General features: G+C 35.2%; 16 protein-coding genes. 9 read left to right on the top strand and 7 right to left on the bottom strand.

All coding sequences use genetic code 11. The annotated features are described in order from the left end of the window. Positions 1 to 8: 8 nt before the first annotated feature. Entirely contained in the window at positions 9 to 533 is a 525-nt protein-coding gene (locus tag ACLCEG_RS01270) for a GNAT family N-acetyltransferase (protein ID WP_410565188.1), read from the top strand. Positions 534 to 688: 155 nt separating this feature from the next. On the opposite strand, the gene ACLCEG_RS01275 is transcribed toward ACLCEG_RS01270, so the two are convergent. After that, complete coding sequence (locus tag ACLCEG_RS01275) at positions 689 to 1177, bottom strand: hypothetical protein (RefSeq protein WP_410565190.1); 489 nt, start codon at positions 1175 to 1177, stop codon at positions 689 to 691. A gap of 243 nt (positions 1178 to 1420) precedes the next feature. On the opposite strand from ACLCEG_RS01275, the gene ACLCEG_RS01280 reads away from it, so the two are divergent. Next, entirely contained in the window at positions 1421 to 2194 is a 774-nt protein-coding gene (locus ACLCEG_RS01280) for a tetratricopeptide repeat protein (protein WP_410565192.1), read from the top strand. Between the two features lie 73 nt (positions 2195 to 2267). On the opposite strand, the gene adeT1 is transcribed toward ACLCEG_RS01280, so the two are convergent. Beyond that, positions 2268 to 3263, bottom strand: coding sequence for a putative multidrug efflux protein AdeT1 (adeT1, locus tag ACLCEG_RS01285; RefSeq protein WP_410565194.1), 996 nt, complete (start codon positions 3261 to 3263; stop codon positions 2268 to 2270). Between the two features lie 844 nt (positions 3264 to 4107). Next, positions 4108 to 4482 (bottom strand): hypothetical protein, encoded by a 375-nt coding sequence (locus tag ACLCEG_RS01290; RefSeq protein WP_039255667.1) that lies wholly within the window; start codon positions 4480 to 4482, stop codon positions 4108 to 4110. Positions 4483 to 5156: 674 nt separating this feature from the next. Here ACLCEG_RS01290 and ACLCEG_RS01295 point away from each other — a divergent pair. From ACLCEG_RS01295 to ACLCEG_RS01320, 6 genes are all read left to right on the top strand, one after another. Beyond that, a complete protein-coding gene (locus ACLCEG_RS01295) occupies positions 5157 to 5447 on the top strand; it encodes a hypothetical protein (protein WP_004701626.1) in 291 nt (96 codons plus the stop codon). Between the two features lie 452 nt (positions 5448 to 5899). Further along, positions 5900 to 6433, top strand: a complete 534-nt coding sequence (locus tag ACLCEG_RS01300) for a fimbrial protein (RefSeq protein WP_004701628.1) — start codon at positions 5900 to 5902, stop codon at positions 6431 to 6433. Between the two features lie 85 nt (positions 6434 to 6518). Next, positions 6519 to 7253, top strand: a complete 735-nt coding sequence (locus ACLCEG_RS01305; protein WP_004701631.1) for a molecular chaperone — start codon at positions 6519 to 6521, stop codon at positions 7251 to 7253. A 59-nt stretch (positions 7254 to 7312) separates the two neighbouring features. Then, a complete protein-coding gene (locus tag ACLCEG_RS01310) occupies positions 7313 to 9871 on the top strand; it encodes a fimbria/pilus outer membrane usher protein (protein ID WP_410565197.1) in 2559 nt (852 codons plus the stop codon). Next, positions 9868 to 10884, top strand: coding sequence for a fimbrial protein (locus ACLCEG_RS01315; protein ID WP_410565199.1), 1017 nt, complete (start codon positions 9868 to 9870; stop codon positions 10882 to 10884). Before ACLCEG_RS01310 ends, ACLCEG_RS01315 begins: the two co-directional genes overlap by 4 nt. 114 nt (positions 10885 to 10998) lie before the next feature. Then, positions 10999 to 11955 (top strand): DUF4882 domain-containing protein, encoded by a 957-nt coding sequence (locus ACLCEG_RS01320; protein ID WP_410565201.1) that lies wholly within the window; start codon positions 10999 to 11001, stop codon positions 11953 to 11955. Positions 11956 to 12008: 53 nt separating this feature from the next. Here the strand turns inward: ACLCEG_RS01320 and ACLCEG_RS01325 are convergent, their stop codons facing one another. Both ACLCEG_RS01325 and ACLCEG_RS01330 read right to left on the bottom strand, forming a co-directional pair. Continuing rightward, positions 12009 to 13118: an S-(hydroxymethyl)glutathione dehydrogenase/class III alcohol dehydrogenase gene (locus ACLCEG_RS01325; RefSeq protein ID WP_077165557.1), complete on the bottom strand. Its 1110-nt coding sequence runs from the start codon at positions 13116 to 13118 to the stop codon at positions 12009 to 12011. A 227-nt stretch (positions 13119 to 13345) separates the two neighbouring features. Beyond that, positions 13346 to 15217, bottom strand: a complete 1872-nt coding sequence (locus ACLCEG_RS01330; RefSeq protein WP_410565203.1) for a phage capsid protein — start codon at positions 15215 to 15217, stop codon at positions 13346 to 13348. 183 nt (positions 15218 to 15400) lie between these two features. Between ACLCEG_RS01330 and ACLCEG_RS01335 the strand changes: the two genes are divergently transcribed. Continuing rightward, entirely contained in the window at positions 15401 to 16561 is a 1161-nt protein-coding gene (locus ACLCEG_RS01335; RefSeq protein ID WP_410565205.1) for a catalase family protein, read from the top strand. Positions 16562 to 16674: 113 nt separating this feature from the next. On the opposite strand, the gene ACLCEG_RS01340 is transcribed toward ACLCEG_RS01335, so the two are convergent. Then, positions 16675 to 17142, bottom strand: a complete 468-nt coding sequence (locus ACLCEG_RS01340; RefSeq protein WP_410565207.1) for a hypothetical protein — start codon at positions 17140 to 17142, stop codon at positions 16675 to 16677. A gap of 309 nt (positions 17143 to 17451) precedes the next feature. After that, positions 17452 to 18243 (bottom strand): 3-methyl-2-oxobutanoate hydroxymethyltransferase, encoded by a 792-nt coding sequence (panB, locus tag ACLCEG_RS01345; protein WP_151762468.1) that lies wholly within the window; start codon positions 18241 to 18243, stop codon positions 17452 to 17454. Positions 18244 to 18309 lie beyond the last annotated feature (66 nt).

The raw sequence follows: 18309 nt of genomic DNA on the forward strand, positions 1-18309 counted from the left end.
GAAAAAATATGAAAGACATCGAAATTTTAGAGATCAATGAAATTGGTGATTATGAGGAAGGTCTATCGTTATTGTTAGAAGATTCTATCAATAGTGGAGCTTCAATAGGTTTCTTAGCTGCCATAGAAAAGAACGATGTCTTAAATTATTGGCGTGAGGTCAATCATAAATTAGCACAAGGTAATAGCCGTCTATGGATCGCCATTCAAGAAGGGAAAATTGTAGGTAGTGTTCAATTATCCTTAGTGAGTAAAAAGAACGGAGTTCATAGAGCCGAAGTTGAAAAACTCATGGTGCTTACATCTGAAAGAAAACAAGGAATAGCAACATTACTAATGAATGAATTAGAAAATTTTGCACGAGAAAAGAACCTGCGCTTACTTGTCTTAGATACACGTGAAGGTGATGTGTCCGAGCTGTTATATAGCAAAATTGGATTTGTCCGCGTGGGTGTAATTCCAAGTTTTGCATTAAGCTCAAATGGGAACTATGACGGTACAGCGATTTATTATAAAAGGCTTGTTGGAAACTAGAAATAACTTCCAAAAACTTACAGAACAGCCGTGAGATATAGAACATAGCTTACTAACGAAATATATAGCCAGCTTAGACTATTTAAGTCAGATACTTCTATTTACGTTAAAGCTTTAAAAAAGCCCTAAACATTTAGGGCTTTTTTAATAATGATCTATTCACATATTTCTACAAAGTTTCGGGCAGTTTTATCTTTACTGTCGCGTAACTTAATAATTTTCTTTCTTTCATCATAAAGACTGTGAACATCATTCACTGTTTCATTTTTAAGCTGGCTTTTGTATGGACCTTCAACTTTGTTCACGTAATTTTCCATGAATACAGTCATCCAACATATTGTATTGAGGTCACCATAGTCATAACCGTTTTTATCTAAGCCTTGAACCCAATCTGGATACTCATCATTTAAAAGGCTCCGTGCTGTTTCTAACTTAACATAGGAATTGTTGAACAAAGAGTTTTTCAAAGCAGCCTCATTGTTCACATTCTTATTTGCTTCAATGATTAATCTATAATTGTCAGTGGCATAATTTTTCAGATCTACTTTCACATACTTATCAATGTCTTCTTTATCTGTTGAAGCCTTACAAGAAGTCAGGAATAAGCAGGAAAGTAAAAGTATTGGTATTAATGTAATTTTCATATTGAGAAGCGGTTATTAAGTGGAGAGTAGTGGTAATTCTGAATATATAACGAAACAGTTGCTTGATCGTAAGGACGACCAAATACATTTTTATACATATATTCGTTAATACCAGAGGTCGAGCAGCCTATAGTTATATATTATGAGGGCTCTTTTGAAGAAGCTTTTATGTCATTCTCCTTATAGATTTAATTATCTGATTTTATTAATTATAAAATATTTAGATAAAAAGAAGGAAGTTAAATGATTTTAAAGAAATTTATATTACTAGTCTTTTTATTGATGCTTGTAAAAAATGAGGCGTTTGCTGGTTCATCTAATGAATTACTTCTAGATGAGGGTAAAGATTATTTTGAAGGTATTAATGGTAAAGAACGAGATTACGATAAAGCTTTAGAACTATTTTTAGTGGCTGCAAAACAAGGAAGTCCTTTAGCAGAAGCTCGAATTGCATATATGTATCAAACCGGAACTGGTGTAAATCAAGACTATACCGAAGCTTTTAAGTGGAACCTTAAAGCTGCAAATAACGGAGAGTTACAAGCACAATATAATTTGGCATTGATGTATAAAGATGGTTTAGGTACAGAAAGAAGCGATTCAAATGCCTTTAAATGGTTTAAACAGGCAGCACTCCAAGGTGATACATCCGCACAAATAAATTTGGGGTTAATGTATCAAAATGGCGAAGGCGTAGATAAGAATGTAGATAAAGCATTCACTTGGTATAAGAGTGCTGCTGCACAAAATGATTTCATGGCTTTTTATTATTTGGGAACATTTTATGAAGAAGGAATCAGTGTTAAAAAAGATGAAAAGCTTGCATTTGATTACTATCGAAAAGCTGCATTATTAGAGTATGGACTTGGCCAATATGAATTAGCTAGATGCTACGAGTATGGCATTGGAACAGATAAGAACATGAGCAAGGCGATAGAGTGGTATGCTAAAGCAGCTCAGAGAGGCAGTGACGAAGCTATCGAAAAATTGAAAGAACTAGAAAGCAAAAAATTTTAGATTCTATTCAATGGAAAGCTGCCAAGGCTATTTAGAATTTACGTATCCAAATTCGCCTTTTCTGCCTCAGTATCTATTCATCATTTAACGCACATTCAAAGTTACTTGGGTTTTCTTTACATCTCACTTTTTTCAAAAAATTCATCATTTTAGGGTCGTAAATACCTGCTTTGGTTAGCTGTATACGTGCTTCACGCATCATTTTCATATAGTTTAATTGTTCATTTTTAGGAATATCCATCCAGTACTTTGAAGGAATATCACTTTCATATTTGGCAATAATGCCAAACGTTCTATTGAGTTGACTGGCTACCCAAGTTCGTGACTTTTGCCCAAAACCTGCTGGAAATTGGTCTTTACGAATAATGAAGTTGGCTGAAATTTGAGTCAAAGGAAAACGAACGATAGCGCCTTTTTCACCTAAACCTTTGTATAGCTCAAAAGGTTTAAATGCCACAATAGGAGCGGGTACAATATCAATTTCATGGTTATTAAACTTTGCGCCAGCGTTGGTGACGTCTACCGATACAGCCTGACCGCCAACCTGTTGCACAAGCTTTGGTTGGGCTTCATCATATTTAAATACTCCAATTTTCTTACCGGCAGCTTTAGCGAGAGTATTGATACTTCTATCATTTACAAATAAATATGCAGGGCCAATAGTCCCTAAACCTGCAATTTCGTAAGGGCCTACCACCATGTTTTTTGCGGCCATGGGTGATGACAACAGCTTATAGGCATTTATTGCCGTTTTCATATTTGTTAATGCGCCAACAGCATCTAAAGATCCTGTGTATTTATTAAATTGGCGCCCACGTAAACCGCTAATAATAGCGCCATCACATTTCCCAACTTTTAAGTCTTCAGCCGCAACACGTTCATCAACATATGCTTTTAAAGATAGATCAGCTCCCCAATTTTTAGCTTCAAGAGCATAATCCTTTGCTAAAGCAAAAGCTTCTCCAGACTTACCAATTGGGTCAAATACACAGACGACTTGTTGTTTGGCATAAAGAGTTGTGGTTAAACAGGCACTTGTAATCAATAAAATAGTTTTAAAACAATCCATATTTAATTATCCATTATTTAAATTATAAAAATTATTTTATGAATCTGGCTTAGATTAGATATGACACCTCAATAAAAATTTAAAAAGAAAAGGTCAAAAGACAGCTTTGAGTTGGATCTTATTTTTTGTGATTTAGCTATGGTTTATATAATTTGAGATCTACCAGCAGGCTAAATTTAAAGAATAGCTGCACACACGTACTATATCAGTTTTTAAGAGCATGTAAATAGGTTTTTAAAAATATTTATATAAATTTCAACAAGATAGAAAATTTTTTGTGTATTACAATTTAGCCTAAGCAAATTAATAACTTTAGGAACCAAAAAGGCAATTTAGCAAAATAATCTCTAGGTAGCCAGTGACCACAAATGCAAGTCTTAAATTTAGGATGTAGTGAGTAACTCAGTTCGCTAGGGCAAATATAAAAGTGTAATTACATTTTGTAGAAGGCTGCCTAGAGAATTATTCTGGCTAAAATTAGAAATAGGGTTGCCAAAGTAATTAAAAGCACTAAGGCCCAGCAGACAGAGGTGCAAGCTTAATAATTGACCACATTGAAGAATAAACGGCGCAGCAACAACGTAGAGTAGCCAGAGTCTTATATAGGTAGATTTCTACATATCTTATTTAACATAATATACATTATGCGAACTGTTATATAATTTGCACTTAGATCTTTGATTTTAAAAGTCCTTCTCATTTTACGTTTACTTCCGTTGCTTCAAGTTGACTTACAACAACGAACTATTTAATGCCTTTGACTAAAGTAACCATGTCAAATATATTGCATGACTAGATGGGAATCTAGTCATGCAATGCTTTCAATTAAAATTGAAACTTAAATTTAAACACAGTTATATCCCGTTAATTGTAATTCTGCTTTAAGAATTTTTGCTGAATCAGTTGTAATGAAATTTTGCAGATAGTTTGTTGATTCAAAATAATATTCATGAACTGGTGTATTCATAACTATCTTATCAACAGTTATAGCTGCATTTGCCATATCACAAACAGGTTTTTTGTCTTTTTCTGACAGGCTTTTTATATCGTTTTCTACACTATTTAGTATCAGTTTTCCATGTACAATCACTGATAACCGTGGATAAACTTTTTCTAACATTTGCAGATATTTCTTTTCATCCTCATAACTTGGATAATCCTGCGCTTGAGCCAAGTTAAATAATGATAGACCAATCAAGCTAATTAGTATGCGTTTCATCTATAAGTTCTTGTAAAGTATATAGACTTTTATTATAACACAATTAAATAAAAATTTTATTGACAATTGAACAATCTTTCTTTTTATGAATCTGATTGCACTAACCTTGTCTTAATTTCACTTAATGTGCTTATTTAAGAATCAAGTTGTATGACTTTAGGGTGCATTGCAGCTTAACACGATACAATGACAATTTATTTAATAATTCTAAATAGCTTTAGTTATTGTTTAAAATGTATTCAATGTTATTTTGATTAATTAAAGTCTTTTATTTTAATTTGTATGATTATCAAAAAAACTAGGACTTGAAATTATAATTATATAGTTAAATTATGACAACCGTATATTGTTATGTTAAATAATATTAATTGTTAAATTATTGCTATCTGCCATTTTGTTTTATAAAAATTAAGAATAATGCAATTAAAGTATTTATTATCAGTAATTTAAATTTACATGGACTGCGATTCATTATTATTGCAAAAGTGTGATTTTATTATCATTTTTGTTAAATTAATTATAAAGTATTAACTATTTATATAAATAAAATAATTATTGAGATGTAGGTCACATATGATTTATTTATTTTTTATTAAAACGAATTTTTATATTGTTTTTAAATGGAAATTATTGTATCTCTTATATTAACTATTTAATAAATAGGTATATATAAAATGAAAAATAATATATTTAAACTTATGGTTTTGGCGGTAATTTCCACTTCCCCACTATTTTGTTATGCAAATAACACAATAATGATTAAAGGAAATATTGTTGAAGACACTTGTTCTACAGTAAATGTTGAAAAAGCATGTGCTCAAATCAATACACTGAATACGACTATCGATACACAATATTTAAATAAAGACAATGTATTCAACTTGGCAAGTCATACTGAAAAAATGGATACGAGTATTGAAACAATAACCGCTAATAAAAAAGTAGTAGTTCTAAATTATCACTAAAATGATTAGTCCAGACTCATTTCTCTGGATGAAGTGCTAACAAAGAAATTAAGGTGAATCGTTTATCATTTGATCAAAATAGTAAACAATTCGCCTTTTATCTTAAAAAATGATTAATTTCTCACAGTTAGTTGGGCAAAGAGATAAATTATCGTATATAATTGTTTTATTGATTTTTTTTCAAATATCTATTCTTTCTAGTACTTCTCTTATGTAATTTTTTTTATACATTAATTAATACACAATTCTTCTTTTAAAACAATTGATTAGATCGATAAAACTATGCTTAAGTTTAGCTCAAAACAGCAGGTTATTTCTTATTATTTAAAAATAGTGTGATGAGGTTTGCATTTTGTTGAAAAAATGTTAGTATCGCCGCATTACTTTTCAAGATGCCAACCTCTGGAAAAGTAAGAGATTAAACTTTTATCCAGACTTTTTGAGAAAACACTATGAAAAAACTTGCTTTGATCGCTGCTCTTTCAGTTGTAGGGATTGCGAACGCTCAAGCGGCTGATGGTACAATTACAATTAATGGTTTAGTAACAGACAAAACTTGTGACATCGTTACACCTGCTGGTAAAGACTTCACAGTTACTCTTCCAACTGTTTCTAAACAAACTTTAGCTGCTGCTGGAAATGTTGCTGGTCGTACTCCTTTCCAAATCAAGTTAGCTAACTGTTCAGAAGGTAAAGTTGCAACTTATTTCGAACCAGGTGCAACTGTTGACTTTAATACTGGTCGTTTACTTAACCAAGACGCTACTGGTGCTAAAAACGTTAATGTTCAACTTTTAGGTAACAACAACCAAGTAATTCCAGTTCTTGCTGCGGGTGCAAATGGTGCTCAAGCGAACTCTCAATGGGTTGACGTTGCTGCAGCTGGTAGTGCAGATCTTAACTACTACGCTGAATACTATGCAACTGGCGCTTCTACTGCTGGTAAAGTGAACACTTCTGTTCAATACACAATTATCTATCAATAATTGATAGACAATAGGGTTTCTATATTTTTATAGAAGCCCTATTTTGTGTACGCTTTCCTGAACTTCCTTGGCTGAGAATCCAGAAATGAAATTGAACAGTTATAATTTTTTGTTAGGTTTGGCATTTGCTTCAGCGCTAGCCGCACCTGCCTCTCATGCAGAAATTGTAATTCATGGCACTCGTGTAATTTATCCATCAGATGCTCGTGAAGTGACGCTACAAGTTAGCAATAACGGTTCAAAACCAGCTCTTGTTCAAGCTTGGATTGATGAAGGCGACCCAAAAAGTACTCCGGATCAATCAAAAGTTCCTTTTATGATTGCTCCTCCAATTTCTCGTGTTGAAGCAACCAAAAGTCAGACTTTTCGTATTACTGCCCTACCTACTGCTTCTCAGTTAAATCAGAAGCAAGAAACAGTTTTATGGTTAAACGTTTTGGATATTCCACCAAGACCAACGTCCAAAGGTGCAGATACGACACCTGATAATTTTCTGCAATTAGCTATTCGCTCACGTATTAAATTCTTCTATCGTCCAGCTTCGATTAAAGATGACGCGAACTTAGCAGCAGATAAGCTTCAATGGGTTAAATCTGGTCAAAACTTAACGGTAAAAAATCCAACACCTTTTCATATCACAATGACTTCTATTTTTCAGAAAGTTGGTGATAAAAAAGTTGATTTATTACCTGAAGGGCTAATGGTTAAGCCTTTTTCTGATGCATCCGTTCAGCTTAAGAATGGCAATGTTCAGGATATGAGTTTTATTAATGTGAATGACTACGGTGGTCGAGTCGAACACACAATAAAACTTCAATAATCAGATTTATATTTTTAATAAATTTTAAGCACCTATTATGTGAGTAGGCGGACTTAGCTATGCCAAAAAAACGGCAAGAATCTTATAAATTATTAAAACGCCATATTTGTTATTACTTGGCTTCTGGCGTTGTTACAATGACAATGCCTGTATTCGTGCACGCTGAAGAAACAGCTGCGAGTGCTCCTGTCGAAGCTGAGTTTGATTCTGCTTTCTTAATTGGCGATGCAAAAAAAGTTGATATTTCTCGTTTTAAATACGGTAATCCTGTTTTACCAGGCGAATATAACGTTGACGTATATGTAAATGGTCAATGGTTTGGTAAACGTCGCATGGTGTTTAAAGCAGTAGATCCAACACAAAATGCTGTAACTTGCTTTACAGGAATGAATCTTCTTGAATACGGCGTAAAGCAAGAGGTTTTATCTAAGCATGCTCCGCTTCAAAAAGAAAATAATACGTGTTACAAAATCGAAGAATGGGTAGAAAACGCATTTTATGAGTTTGATAACTCTCGCTTACGTGTAGATATTTCAATTCCACAAGTCGCATTACAAAAAAATGCTCAAGGTTATGTTGACCCAAGTGTATGGGATCGCGGCATTAATGCAGGCTTTTTATCTTATAATGGTAGTGCTTATAAAACGTTTACTAATTCTAACGATAGAAGTGAAACGTCAAATGCATTTATGGGGATTACAGCCGGATTAAATTTAGCTGGCTGGCAATTACGCCATAATGGTCAGTGGCAATGGCAAGACACTCCTGCTGAAAATCAGTCTAAATCAAGTTACGAAGAAACCAGTACTTATTTACAGCGAGCATTCCCTAAATATCGCGGCGTTTTAACACTTGGTGATAGCTTTACCAACGGCGAAGTATTTGACTCTTATGGTTACCGTGGTATCGATTTTTCAAGTGATGACCGAATGCTACCGAACAGTATGTTGGGGTATGCTCCACGTATTCGTGGTAATGCGAAAACCAACGCAAAAGTTGAAGTTCGCCAACAAGGTCAACTGATTTATCAAACAACAGTAGCACCGGGTAACTTTGAAATTAACGACTTATACCCTACTGGTTTTGGTGGGGAAATTGAAGTCACTGTTATTGAAGCAAATGGTGAAATACAAAAATTTGCTGTGCCTTATGCATCTGTTGTACAGATGTTACGTCCCGGCGTGAACCGTTATTCATTAACAGTCGGTCAATTCCGTGATCGTGATATTGATCTTAATCCTTGGGTAGTTCAAGGTAAATATCAACAAGGTATTAACAACTACTTAACGGGTTATACTGGAATTCAAGCTTCTGAAAATTATACAGCTTTATTGTTAGGTGCTGCTTTTGCAACCCCTATTGGTGCTGTTGCATTTGACGTTACCCACTCTGAAGCGGACTTTGAAAAACAAGCTTCACAATCAGGTCAAAGTTTCCGTTTAAGTTATAGCAAGTTAATTTCTCCAACCAATACAAATTTAACACTTGCAGCTTATCGCTACTCAACAGAAAACTTCTATAAATTACGTGATGCCCTGCTTATTCGTGATTTAGAAGACAAAGGGATCAATACTTACGCTGCTGGTCGCCAACGTAGTGAATTCCAAATTACCTTAAACCAAGGTCTTCCTGAAGGTTGGGGTAACTTCTACATGGTAGGTTCATGGGTCGATTATTGGAACCGTAGTGAAACTACTACACAATATCAAGTTGGTTATAGCAATAATTACCATGGTTTAACTTATGGCTTATCTGCGATTAACCGTCAAGTTGAATATGGTTCAAACACTCAATCACGTGATACTCAGTACTTGATGACACTATCTTTCCCAATGAACTTTAAAAAGAATTCAGTCAATGTAAACATTACTGCATCTGAAGATAGTCGTACAGTGGGTGCAAGTGGTATGGTGGGTGATCGCTTTAGTTATGGTGCTTCAATGTCGCATCAAGACTATACAAATCCATCATTTAACGTAAATGGTCGTTATCGTACCAACTATACAACTGTTGGTGGTTCTTATAGTGTGGCTGATTCTTACCAACAAGCAATGGTTAGTTTAACTGGTAGTGTTGTTGCCCACTCAGAAGGTGTTTTGTTTGGCCCTGAACAAGGACAAACGATGGTACTTGTTCACGCACCTGAAGCAGCAGGAGCAAAAGTAAGTAATACAGTGGGTCTAAGTATTAACAAAGCGGGTTATGCAGTAGTCCCATATGTTACTCCTTACCGTCTTAATGACATTACGCTTGATCCTCAAGAAATGTCTAGCAAAGTAGAACTTGAAGAAACGAGTCAACGAATTGCACCGTTTGCTGGTGCAATTGCTAAAGTGGACTTTGCAACCAAAACTGGTTATGCAGTTTATATTACTAGTAAAACTGTAGATGGCAACAGCTTGCCGTTTGCAGCACAAGTCTTTAACCAAAAAGACGAAGCTGTAGGTATTGTTGCACAAGGTAGTATGATTTACTTACGTACCCCACAAGCTCAAGATCGCCTCTATGTAAAATGGGGTGATGAAAGCAATGAGCGTTGTTCGGTTGAGTACAATGTGAGTAACCAGTTGCAAAATAAGCAACAAAGCGTGGTAATGACTGAGGCTGTTTGCAAATGAAAAAATTACTTTTAAATAGTGGTGCTTTAGTAGTATTAGGTTTTTGTATTAATACAGGTGCTCAAGCATCATGTACGACTAGTAGCGGTTTCAGAACAATTGATGTTCCAATGCAGGTTGGACGAGTTGTGGTTCGACCAAGTGATCCTGTAGGTAAAGTTTTAGTTAAATCACTTTTTGAGATTAGACCAGATCCTTATACAATGTATACCTGTAATTCTTCGGATATGATGGTTGCTCAGTTATTACAAAATTACCCAATTAGCATACTTGGGGATAGCATCTACTCAACAAATATCCCAGGAATTGGTATTCGTCTTTATCGTGAGGCATTTAATGCCGGAAATTTTTCTGGTTACTATCCTTATACTCGTCGTGTCCCAAGTACTCGTATTACTCTTGCTGAAGGTTATTTTGTTGTAGAAATTGTGAAAACAGCTGAAAACACTGGATCTGGAACTTTAGTCCCTGGTGTTTATAGTACTTATTATGCCGGAAATCGAAGTGATCGCCCTTTTTTAACCAGTACTGTACATGGCAATGCAATTACAATCGCTTCTTCTTCTTGCGAATGGCGCGGTGCTATTAATAAACAGGTACAGTTGCCAACTGTTACAAAAGCAGGATTTAAAGGTGTTGGTTCAACCCAAGGCGACCAGTCATTCGATCTAAATATTTTATGTAATGGTGGTATCAACCCTACTGGCTATGAAGAGAAAAACCTCATTAGCTTGAGTTTTGATTATCAACAGGATGGCACTAATACCCAAGTTTTAAAAAATCTTGAACCAAATGCAACTAAAGCAAATGGTGTTGGGGTTCAACTTTTATGGAATTATCAAAATAAGAATCAGCTTATTGGTACAGGCGATAAACTAGAGTTGGGAACAGTGAAATCAAATCAAACTTTTGAATATAACGTGCCATTGACTGCTCGTTACTATCAAACAGCAACAAATGTGACTGCTGGTAAAGTACGTGCAATGGCTACTGTAACGATTCAATATGATTAATCATATTGAATCGTGATTAAATAGAATAAAATTTAAAATCATAAATATTAATAATAAATTTTACTTTAACACTATTTTCTAAAAATTTAACACTTTACTCGTTAGGAATATTTTATGAAAAAAATAGGTATAATTGCTGTTAGTGCAGTGACATTATGTTGGGCTATGTATGAGGTATACCCTGATAGGACCAATACAGCACCGCGTAATGAATCTTACCAAAAAGTTGCGTCTAAAAGCATTTCATCGACTACAAAGAATGAAAAATTAGCACCTCAAATCCTTTTGGCTCAAGCTACCTCTCTTAATTCTTCTGCCCCAGTCTGCAAATATAATTTTGACGCGACTCAAGAAGATTATGATTTATGGAATAGTGAACACTCTGATTATTTTCCTATGAAAATATTTCCATTGATAAATGGTCAAAAATTTGGTTTTAAAGTAGATCCTATACTAGAAAATGAGTACGACTACGTAGATTATGTAGCTAGAAGTAAAGCTAGTCTTAATTCAAATAATGATATTGGAGATTTCTATATACAGAATACAGGTATCATTGCCTTTGAAATGGAGCTTAAAGTCCCAACAATAGCAGTTGGCAACTCCTCCTATATCTCTAATATTGATTTTACAGGTGTAACAAATAATGGTTACACAGTTAGATCAAACTACGGTTTTCATACGGGAACTTATGATCCAGACTTTGGTGAGAACCCTCCTACTTTAAATTATTCTGTAGCCTATCGAGTTAGTGATAATAGCGGACCTGATCATCGATACTTCAAGAGTCAAAATATGACAAATAATATAAATGGATATCAACGTTTAGGCATCTATATCAACCAGAATACTAAGCAGGTCGGTTTTATTTTAAATGGTGTTGATCAGGGCTATCAATCTACTTTACCAGCTCCACTTGAGAATATACATTTTTCTATTATGAGTGGTATAGCAATATATTCTAACCAACTATTTGGCCAAGAGTTGTCGAGTGAACTCATTACTGACCGTAATGCGCTACAGTTTAGCTATCCTCAAGGTACAACTGACATGTGTGGTAATGCCCTCTAAGATATAAAACTATAAGTCATAAAAAAGGGCTGAATCACAGCCCTTTTTCTTTTTTAAAAATGAATGACAGTACGAATTGATTTACCTTCATGCATTAAATCAAAAGCTTCGTTAATGTCTTGCAGAGGCATAGTATGAGTCACAAATGGTTCAAGTTGAATTTCACCTTTCATCGCATCTTCGACCATTTTAGGAAGTTGTGTACGGCCTTTCACACCACCAAAAGCAGTACCTAACCATTTACGGCCTGTCACTAACTGAAATGGGCGTGTCGAAATTTCTTGACCTGCACCCGCTACACCAATAATAACGGATTGTCCCCAACCACGATGTGCGCACTCTAGAGCCGAGCGCATAACGTTTACGTTACCAATACATTCAAATGAATGATCTACACCCCAGCCTGTCATTTCTACAATCACTTGCTGAATAGGTTGATCATAATCTTTAGGGTTTAAGAAATCTGTGGCACCAAACTGTTTAGCAAGTTCAAATTTATCTGGGTTTGTGTCAATTACAATAATACGTCCTGCTTTTGCTTGACGTGCACCTTGTACAACAGCTAGGCCAATACCTCCTAAGCCAAATACCGCAACCGAGTCACCTTCTTGTACTTTAGCTGTGTTATGCACGGCGCCAATACCAGTCGTCACGCCACATCCAAGTAAACAAACTTGCTCGTGATTCGCCTCAGGATTGATCTTAGCTAAAGATACTTCAGCAACTACCGTATATTCACTAAAAGTTGAACAACCCATGTAGTGGTAAATCGGCTCACCATTATATGAAAAACGTGTAGTTCCATCTGGCATTACACCTTTACCTTGTGTAGCACGTACGGCAACACATAGGTTTGTTTTTCCAGATTTACAGAATAAGCATTCTTTACATTCTGCAGTATAAAGCGGAATAACATGATCACCCGGCTGAACGCTTGTTACGCCCTCACCCACTTCAACCACAACACCTGCGCCCTCATGACCTAAAATCGCAGGGAAAACACCCTCAGGATCGTCACCAGATAGTGTAAAAGCATCGGTATGACATACCCCTGTATGAGTAATTTTTATGAGAACTTCACCTGCTTGAGGTGGTGCAACATCAACTTCAACAATTTCTAAAGGTTTTCCTGGGGCAAAGGCGACAGCTGCACGAGATTTCATCTTTGGGTTTCCTTTAAATCATTCGGTATTTATAGTCGAGCAAAATAGATTATATATTGGTAATACAAGAGCTTAATTTTGCTTAAATTAAATTGGCTTTCATGACAATCCATCACAGCATAGCCAGTCAAGTACGTCTAGGCAAGCATGTTTTTCAAAAACAAGAAGCCTCTTATGTTAAGAGGCTTCTGATTAAATTATTTATATATTAAGTAGTTTATCTTTACTTATAGGTAAATATCTGGTGGATATGGTGTGTTATCACTAATAGGTGTATATAGCGTATTTTCAACAAAAAAGGCATCTGGAGCTTGAGTAGTATCAATCGTAATCGAGTCAAACATCACTTGTGGATATGCCCAGATAAACTGCTTCATCAGACCAAGCGATAAGTTGTTTTGCATATCTCCAAAAATCCGTTGCCAGATCGGTGTACGATATGGTTTGTTTTTATCGAACCCGTAGATATAAGCAATAGATGCATCTGGTACAAATCCTGATAAATAAGCCACTTTATTTACAGGGTAGCCTAAATCTTGAGTTGGTATTTGTGAAACAGCCTGATGAGCTAAATCTAGTTTCGCTTCTAAAAGCCAATCATAGGCTTCCGTCATGATGTAATCAAAATTTGGATAAGAATAGTATTCACTTGGATAGTTGATATAAGTTGCTAAGGTCTGTATTGGAGAACGGATAGATGGGAAAAAGATTAATGGACACACTTGAGCATTTGAATATTTTGCTTTAATCGCTGTTCGAATATCTTGGCATGTTTGTCCTAATTTATTTCGTAACCATGACTTAAACTCATCGTACGGCGTTCCAGTCTTATTCATTGCATCATAAATTGTCCCCAAGTCCGGCGCATATAAACCTGTATCTGCATTAAAAGCTAACTTAGTTGGATAGTCATAGACACATGGTAAGTTCGTATCCGTGTTGTACCACCACCAAGGCTCACCAATTTGCATGTTGACATCACACCCGCCCGTCACCAAGGTATCTGCGAACTCAATAAAAACTTTGTGTAAGTATGCCAAAGCATTTTGATCACATAAACTAAAGAAATAACTTGGAGGCTGGTAGCCTGTTTTACCCAAATTACTATTCCAGTCGCGCTGTGCCCAAAACTCATTTGCTCCTAACGAGTACATTTCAAAACTTACCCCAAAAACGGGTTGCATATTTGCATTATGCAGAGCTTGAGCATATTTCTCATGCCATTTACGGGTACATGGGTTAACGACATCTTGTCCTGTAACGAGTGTGTCTGGAATCTGGAATCTATTAATATCACTTCTCCAGATCATTTCAGGATAATGTGACATACCACAGTAATGATTAATAAAACCGTGATATCCCAAAGCAGCCATGTTATCTACTATTCGCTGTGGATTCAGATCGTAATGGTCGTCATAGCTAGTACATAAGCCATAATTATGCTGAGGTACAATCACTCGGCTTAGATTTAACTGTGCATTTGTACCAGTAACGACTGAATTGGTAATACGAATATAACCATCTTCTGACTGACTCAAGGGCAATGATGAGTGGGCGTTATAGCTACTTGTAAACGCTGAAAAAGAAATTCGCTGAATATTGGTAACTGGAAAGCTGTCTGTAGCCGAGAAACCTGCTTTGACTGTATCCCAGTTAATATGAATATGAGCAGATCTTGAAGATGGATTATTGGCGTAGTTGAACAAAACAATATACGCGATTTTATCTACCCCATTGTCGTTATAGTAAACAGTTAGAGTTGGCGTTAATGACTCGTTATTTAAAACAGGCATAGAGGATGAAAGTTCAATGTCAAAGTCCCATATCACCCCTGAATAGCTATACTTAGTTTCATAAGCTAAAAGTTTATGATCTTTAGTGTCATACGAGTTCCAACTAATACCTGCTAAGTCAGTGGTCATACGTGAGCGGAAAGTTGCCTCAAAACCATTGCCATAATTGGTAATAGCAAAAGACATACTTTGTGGGCCATCTATTGTCCAATAGCTTGGACTGAACCTGTCAATAAGTATATTTTGAGTAATGGGTTGAGGAGAAACCGTAGAATTATTTTGTACATTTTGTGAGTTATTTATCATGTCATAATGCTCTTAATGGCTTTAAGAAGTCTTATATTAAATAATTATTTTATTTATATTGTTTGGATAAGTAACAATTGAGTTTAATCTACGAAGAGTAGATAATTATTATGATTATTAAAATAATATGAACCTAACACATTATTTTAATTCTAAAGTGGACTTTGCAATAAGGAGCAATGAATGCCAAATCCTTCTCGGTTGGGACACTTTAGAATAGTGTTACTTTTGACTCCAGCTTTATCATTAATAAGTGGTTGCAGTGATACAGCATTTCATAAAAATAATAAGCCTACAGTTATTTCTTCAAGTATTGCGAAATCTTATCCTGAGCCAGATACATACTTGGGTGAAAAGCTGCAACCAAATGAAAAGTTAGTGGCTCAGCAAATATCCGCAGTTATTGAAGAATCTATCCGAAAAGAATACTCACCCGGCAAAGCCTTAAGAGATGCACATCCTAAAGCACATGGCTGTGTTCGTGCCGAGTTTCATGTACTTAAAAATATTCCAACTCAACTTGCAAAAGGTGTATTTGTTCCCGATAAAAGCTATGAGGCATGGATTCGCTTTTCAAATGCATCTAACGATGCTTCTCAAGCAGATATTGAAAAAGATGCCCGCGGCATGGCTATAAAAGTCTTGGGTGTACCGGGTGACAAAATTTTAGAGAGTGAAAAGGAAGCGACAACTCATGATTTTATCATGATCAATCATCCAGTCTTTTTTGTAAATGACGGTCAAAGATATCTTTCATTTATTCATGATGTGAACAATAAGGGGTTCTTTAATAAACTCCACATTCCTTTTGCCCTAGGTTTAAAAGGAACAATCAATGCTTTAGGAGCTCGTAATTCTAAAATTTCCAATCCACTCTATGCACGTTACTGGTCTATGGTGCCCTATCAATTAGGATTAGGTAATGACCGTCAAGCTGTTAAATATTCAGTAAGAAATTGCTCGGCGGTGTCCCCAGCTTTCCCTGATCATCCAAGCCATAATTTTTTAAGAGATGCTTTAAAAGATACTTTGCATAAGCAAGATGTTTGTATGGAATTTTTAATACAGCCAAGAACTTCAAATAAAATGCAAGTTGAAGATGCAATGACTGAGTGGAAAGAAACGGAAGCACCCTTTTACCAAGTTGCGACTCTTCATATACCAAAACAGAGCTTTGATACACCTGAGCAAAATCAATTTTGTGAAAATCTCTCTTTTACGCCGTGGCATGCTTTATCTGAGCATAAGCCTTTAGGTGGAATAAACAGAATGCGTAAAATTATTTACGAAGATATAAGTAGAACTAGACATGAGATGAATTCTGCTCTACGTCAAGAACCGTGAAAAATTAGCTCAACTTAAAAAATTTTGAATAAAAAAACCGCCCCAGAAGGCGGTTGCTGAATTTTAACAGCGATACATAGAAGTGTGGTGGAAACACTTCTATATTCTTTAAATTATTTTCTTTCTTTTACCATTTTTTTAAAATCTTCCGATTTAAAATACTTAATGATCAGTTCACCATCATCATTTTTCTGTGCAGTTTCTGAAGAATTTTTATGGTGGTCAAACTCACTATTAAACTTAAAATCTGGGGGAATTAATTTTGAAATAGACGGGAGTCGAGTTTCTCCACCAGTAGTGATTCTTTCAATAAATCCTGCTAGCCATAAAATATACTCATCTTTATTTTTATAACTAGGCATCAAACTAATATCAATTTTAACGGCGCACTGATCTAGTGGTTTGGTTAGACACTCTTCAAAATCAATGAAGTTATATTTAAGCTTAAACTTGGTGTCTTTAATTTCTTTACGAATCACTGCTATTAAGTTGTTTAGTTGTTCGGTGGGAATATTTGAAAAAAGATCTTGATCTTTAAATCGTTTATAAACCTTTTCAGCAATCATCAAATATTGGGGCATGTCCTATCTCCTTTTTACCTTCCTTCTTGGTCGGTTGCTTACTCAGCCTTTTAAAGAAGTATGATACAAAACATGTGTTTTCTTGTGATTCTTAAATATCTAAATGTAATTAATGTGTAGTTGTGAAATTCTATTGATAAATAATTCACAGTATTTGGACTGAAGATGTGGTGTGTCTCGGTTTTTAACGATAAATTTTTAGTGTTGGTAATAGCATCTTTCAAAATACTTAACTACATCAATTTTAAAAAAAGAAGATAATCATTTTTTTAACTTTTGATTATCTTCCCTTATGTTTAAATCAATTTTCTAAATATATTGATGTGCTTCGCTTGGGAAAGAACCTTCTTTTACAGCTTTAACATATTCTTTAATAGCAGACTCAATACTTGATTGTCCTTCCATGAAATTTTTCACAAATTTTGCAGGCTTATCGTTTAAACCCAACATATCATGTAAGACCAGTACTTGAGCATCTGTATCGGCACCAGCACCAATTCCAATCACTGGTATAGAAACTGATTGACTGATTTGTGTTGCAACAATAGAAGGTACACATTCAATCAACAGCATTGCTGCTCCAGCTTCTTCTAAATGCTTTGCTGTATTAATTAAATTTTTTGCTTGGTCTTCAGTTTTACCTTGAACTTTAAATCCACCCAAAACATTTACAGATTGAGGTGTTAATCCAATATGAGCACATACAGGTACGCCATTTTGAGTTAATTTATGAATTGATTCAGCAAGCCATGAATCCCCTTCGATTTTTACCATATGTGCTCCGGCTTGCATTAAAAGGCCAGCATTTTTTAGTGCATCTTCCAGCGTTCCATAGGTCATAAATGACATATCAGAAATAATAAATGCGGTAGTATTTCCGCTTTTAACACAAGCAGTGTGATATACCATTTGTTCAGTTGTTACAGGTAAAGTGCTGTCATATCCCTGTAATACCATACCTAAAGTATCTCCAACTAGCAAAACGTCTACTCCTGCATTATTTGCGACCTTAGCAAAGGTAGAGTCATAACAAGTCAGAACAGCTATTTTTTGTTTTTGTTCTTTCATAGCTTTTAATGTCGTTAAAGTTATCGTTTTCATAGCTAGTGATTCTAATCTTTAAAGAAGGATTTAAAGGTTAGTCTTTTTTGAAAGGTAAAATTTACT

This window comes from Acinetobacter sp. H1(2024) (assembly GCF_046557555.1).
In the GTDB taxonomy this organism is placed as follows: domain Bacteria; phylum Pseudomonadota; class Gammaproteobacteria; order Pseudomonadales; family Moraxellaceae; genus Acinetobacter; species Acinetobacter seifertii.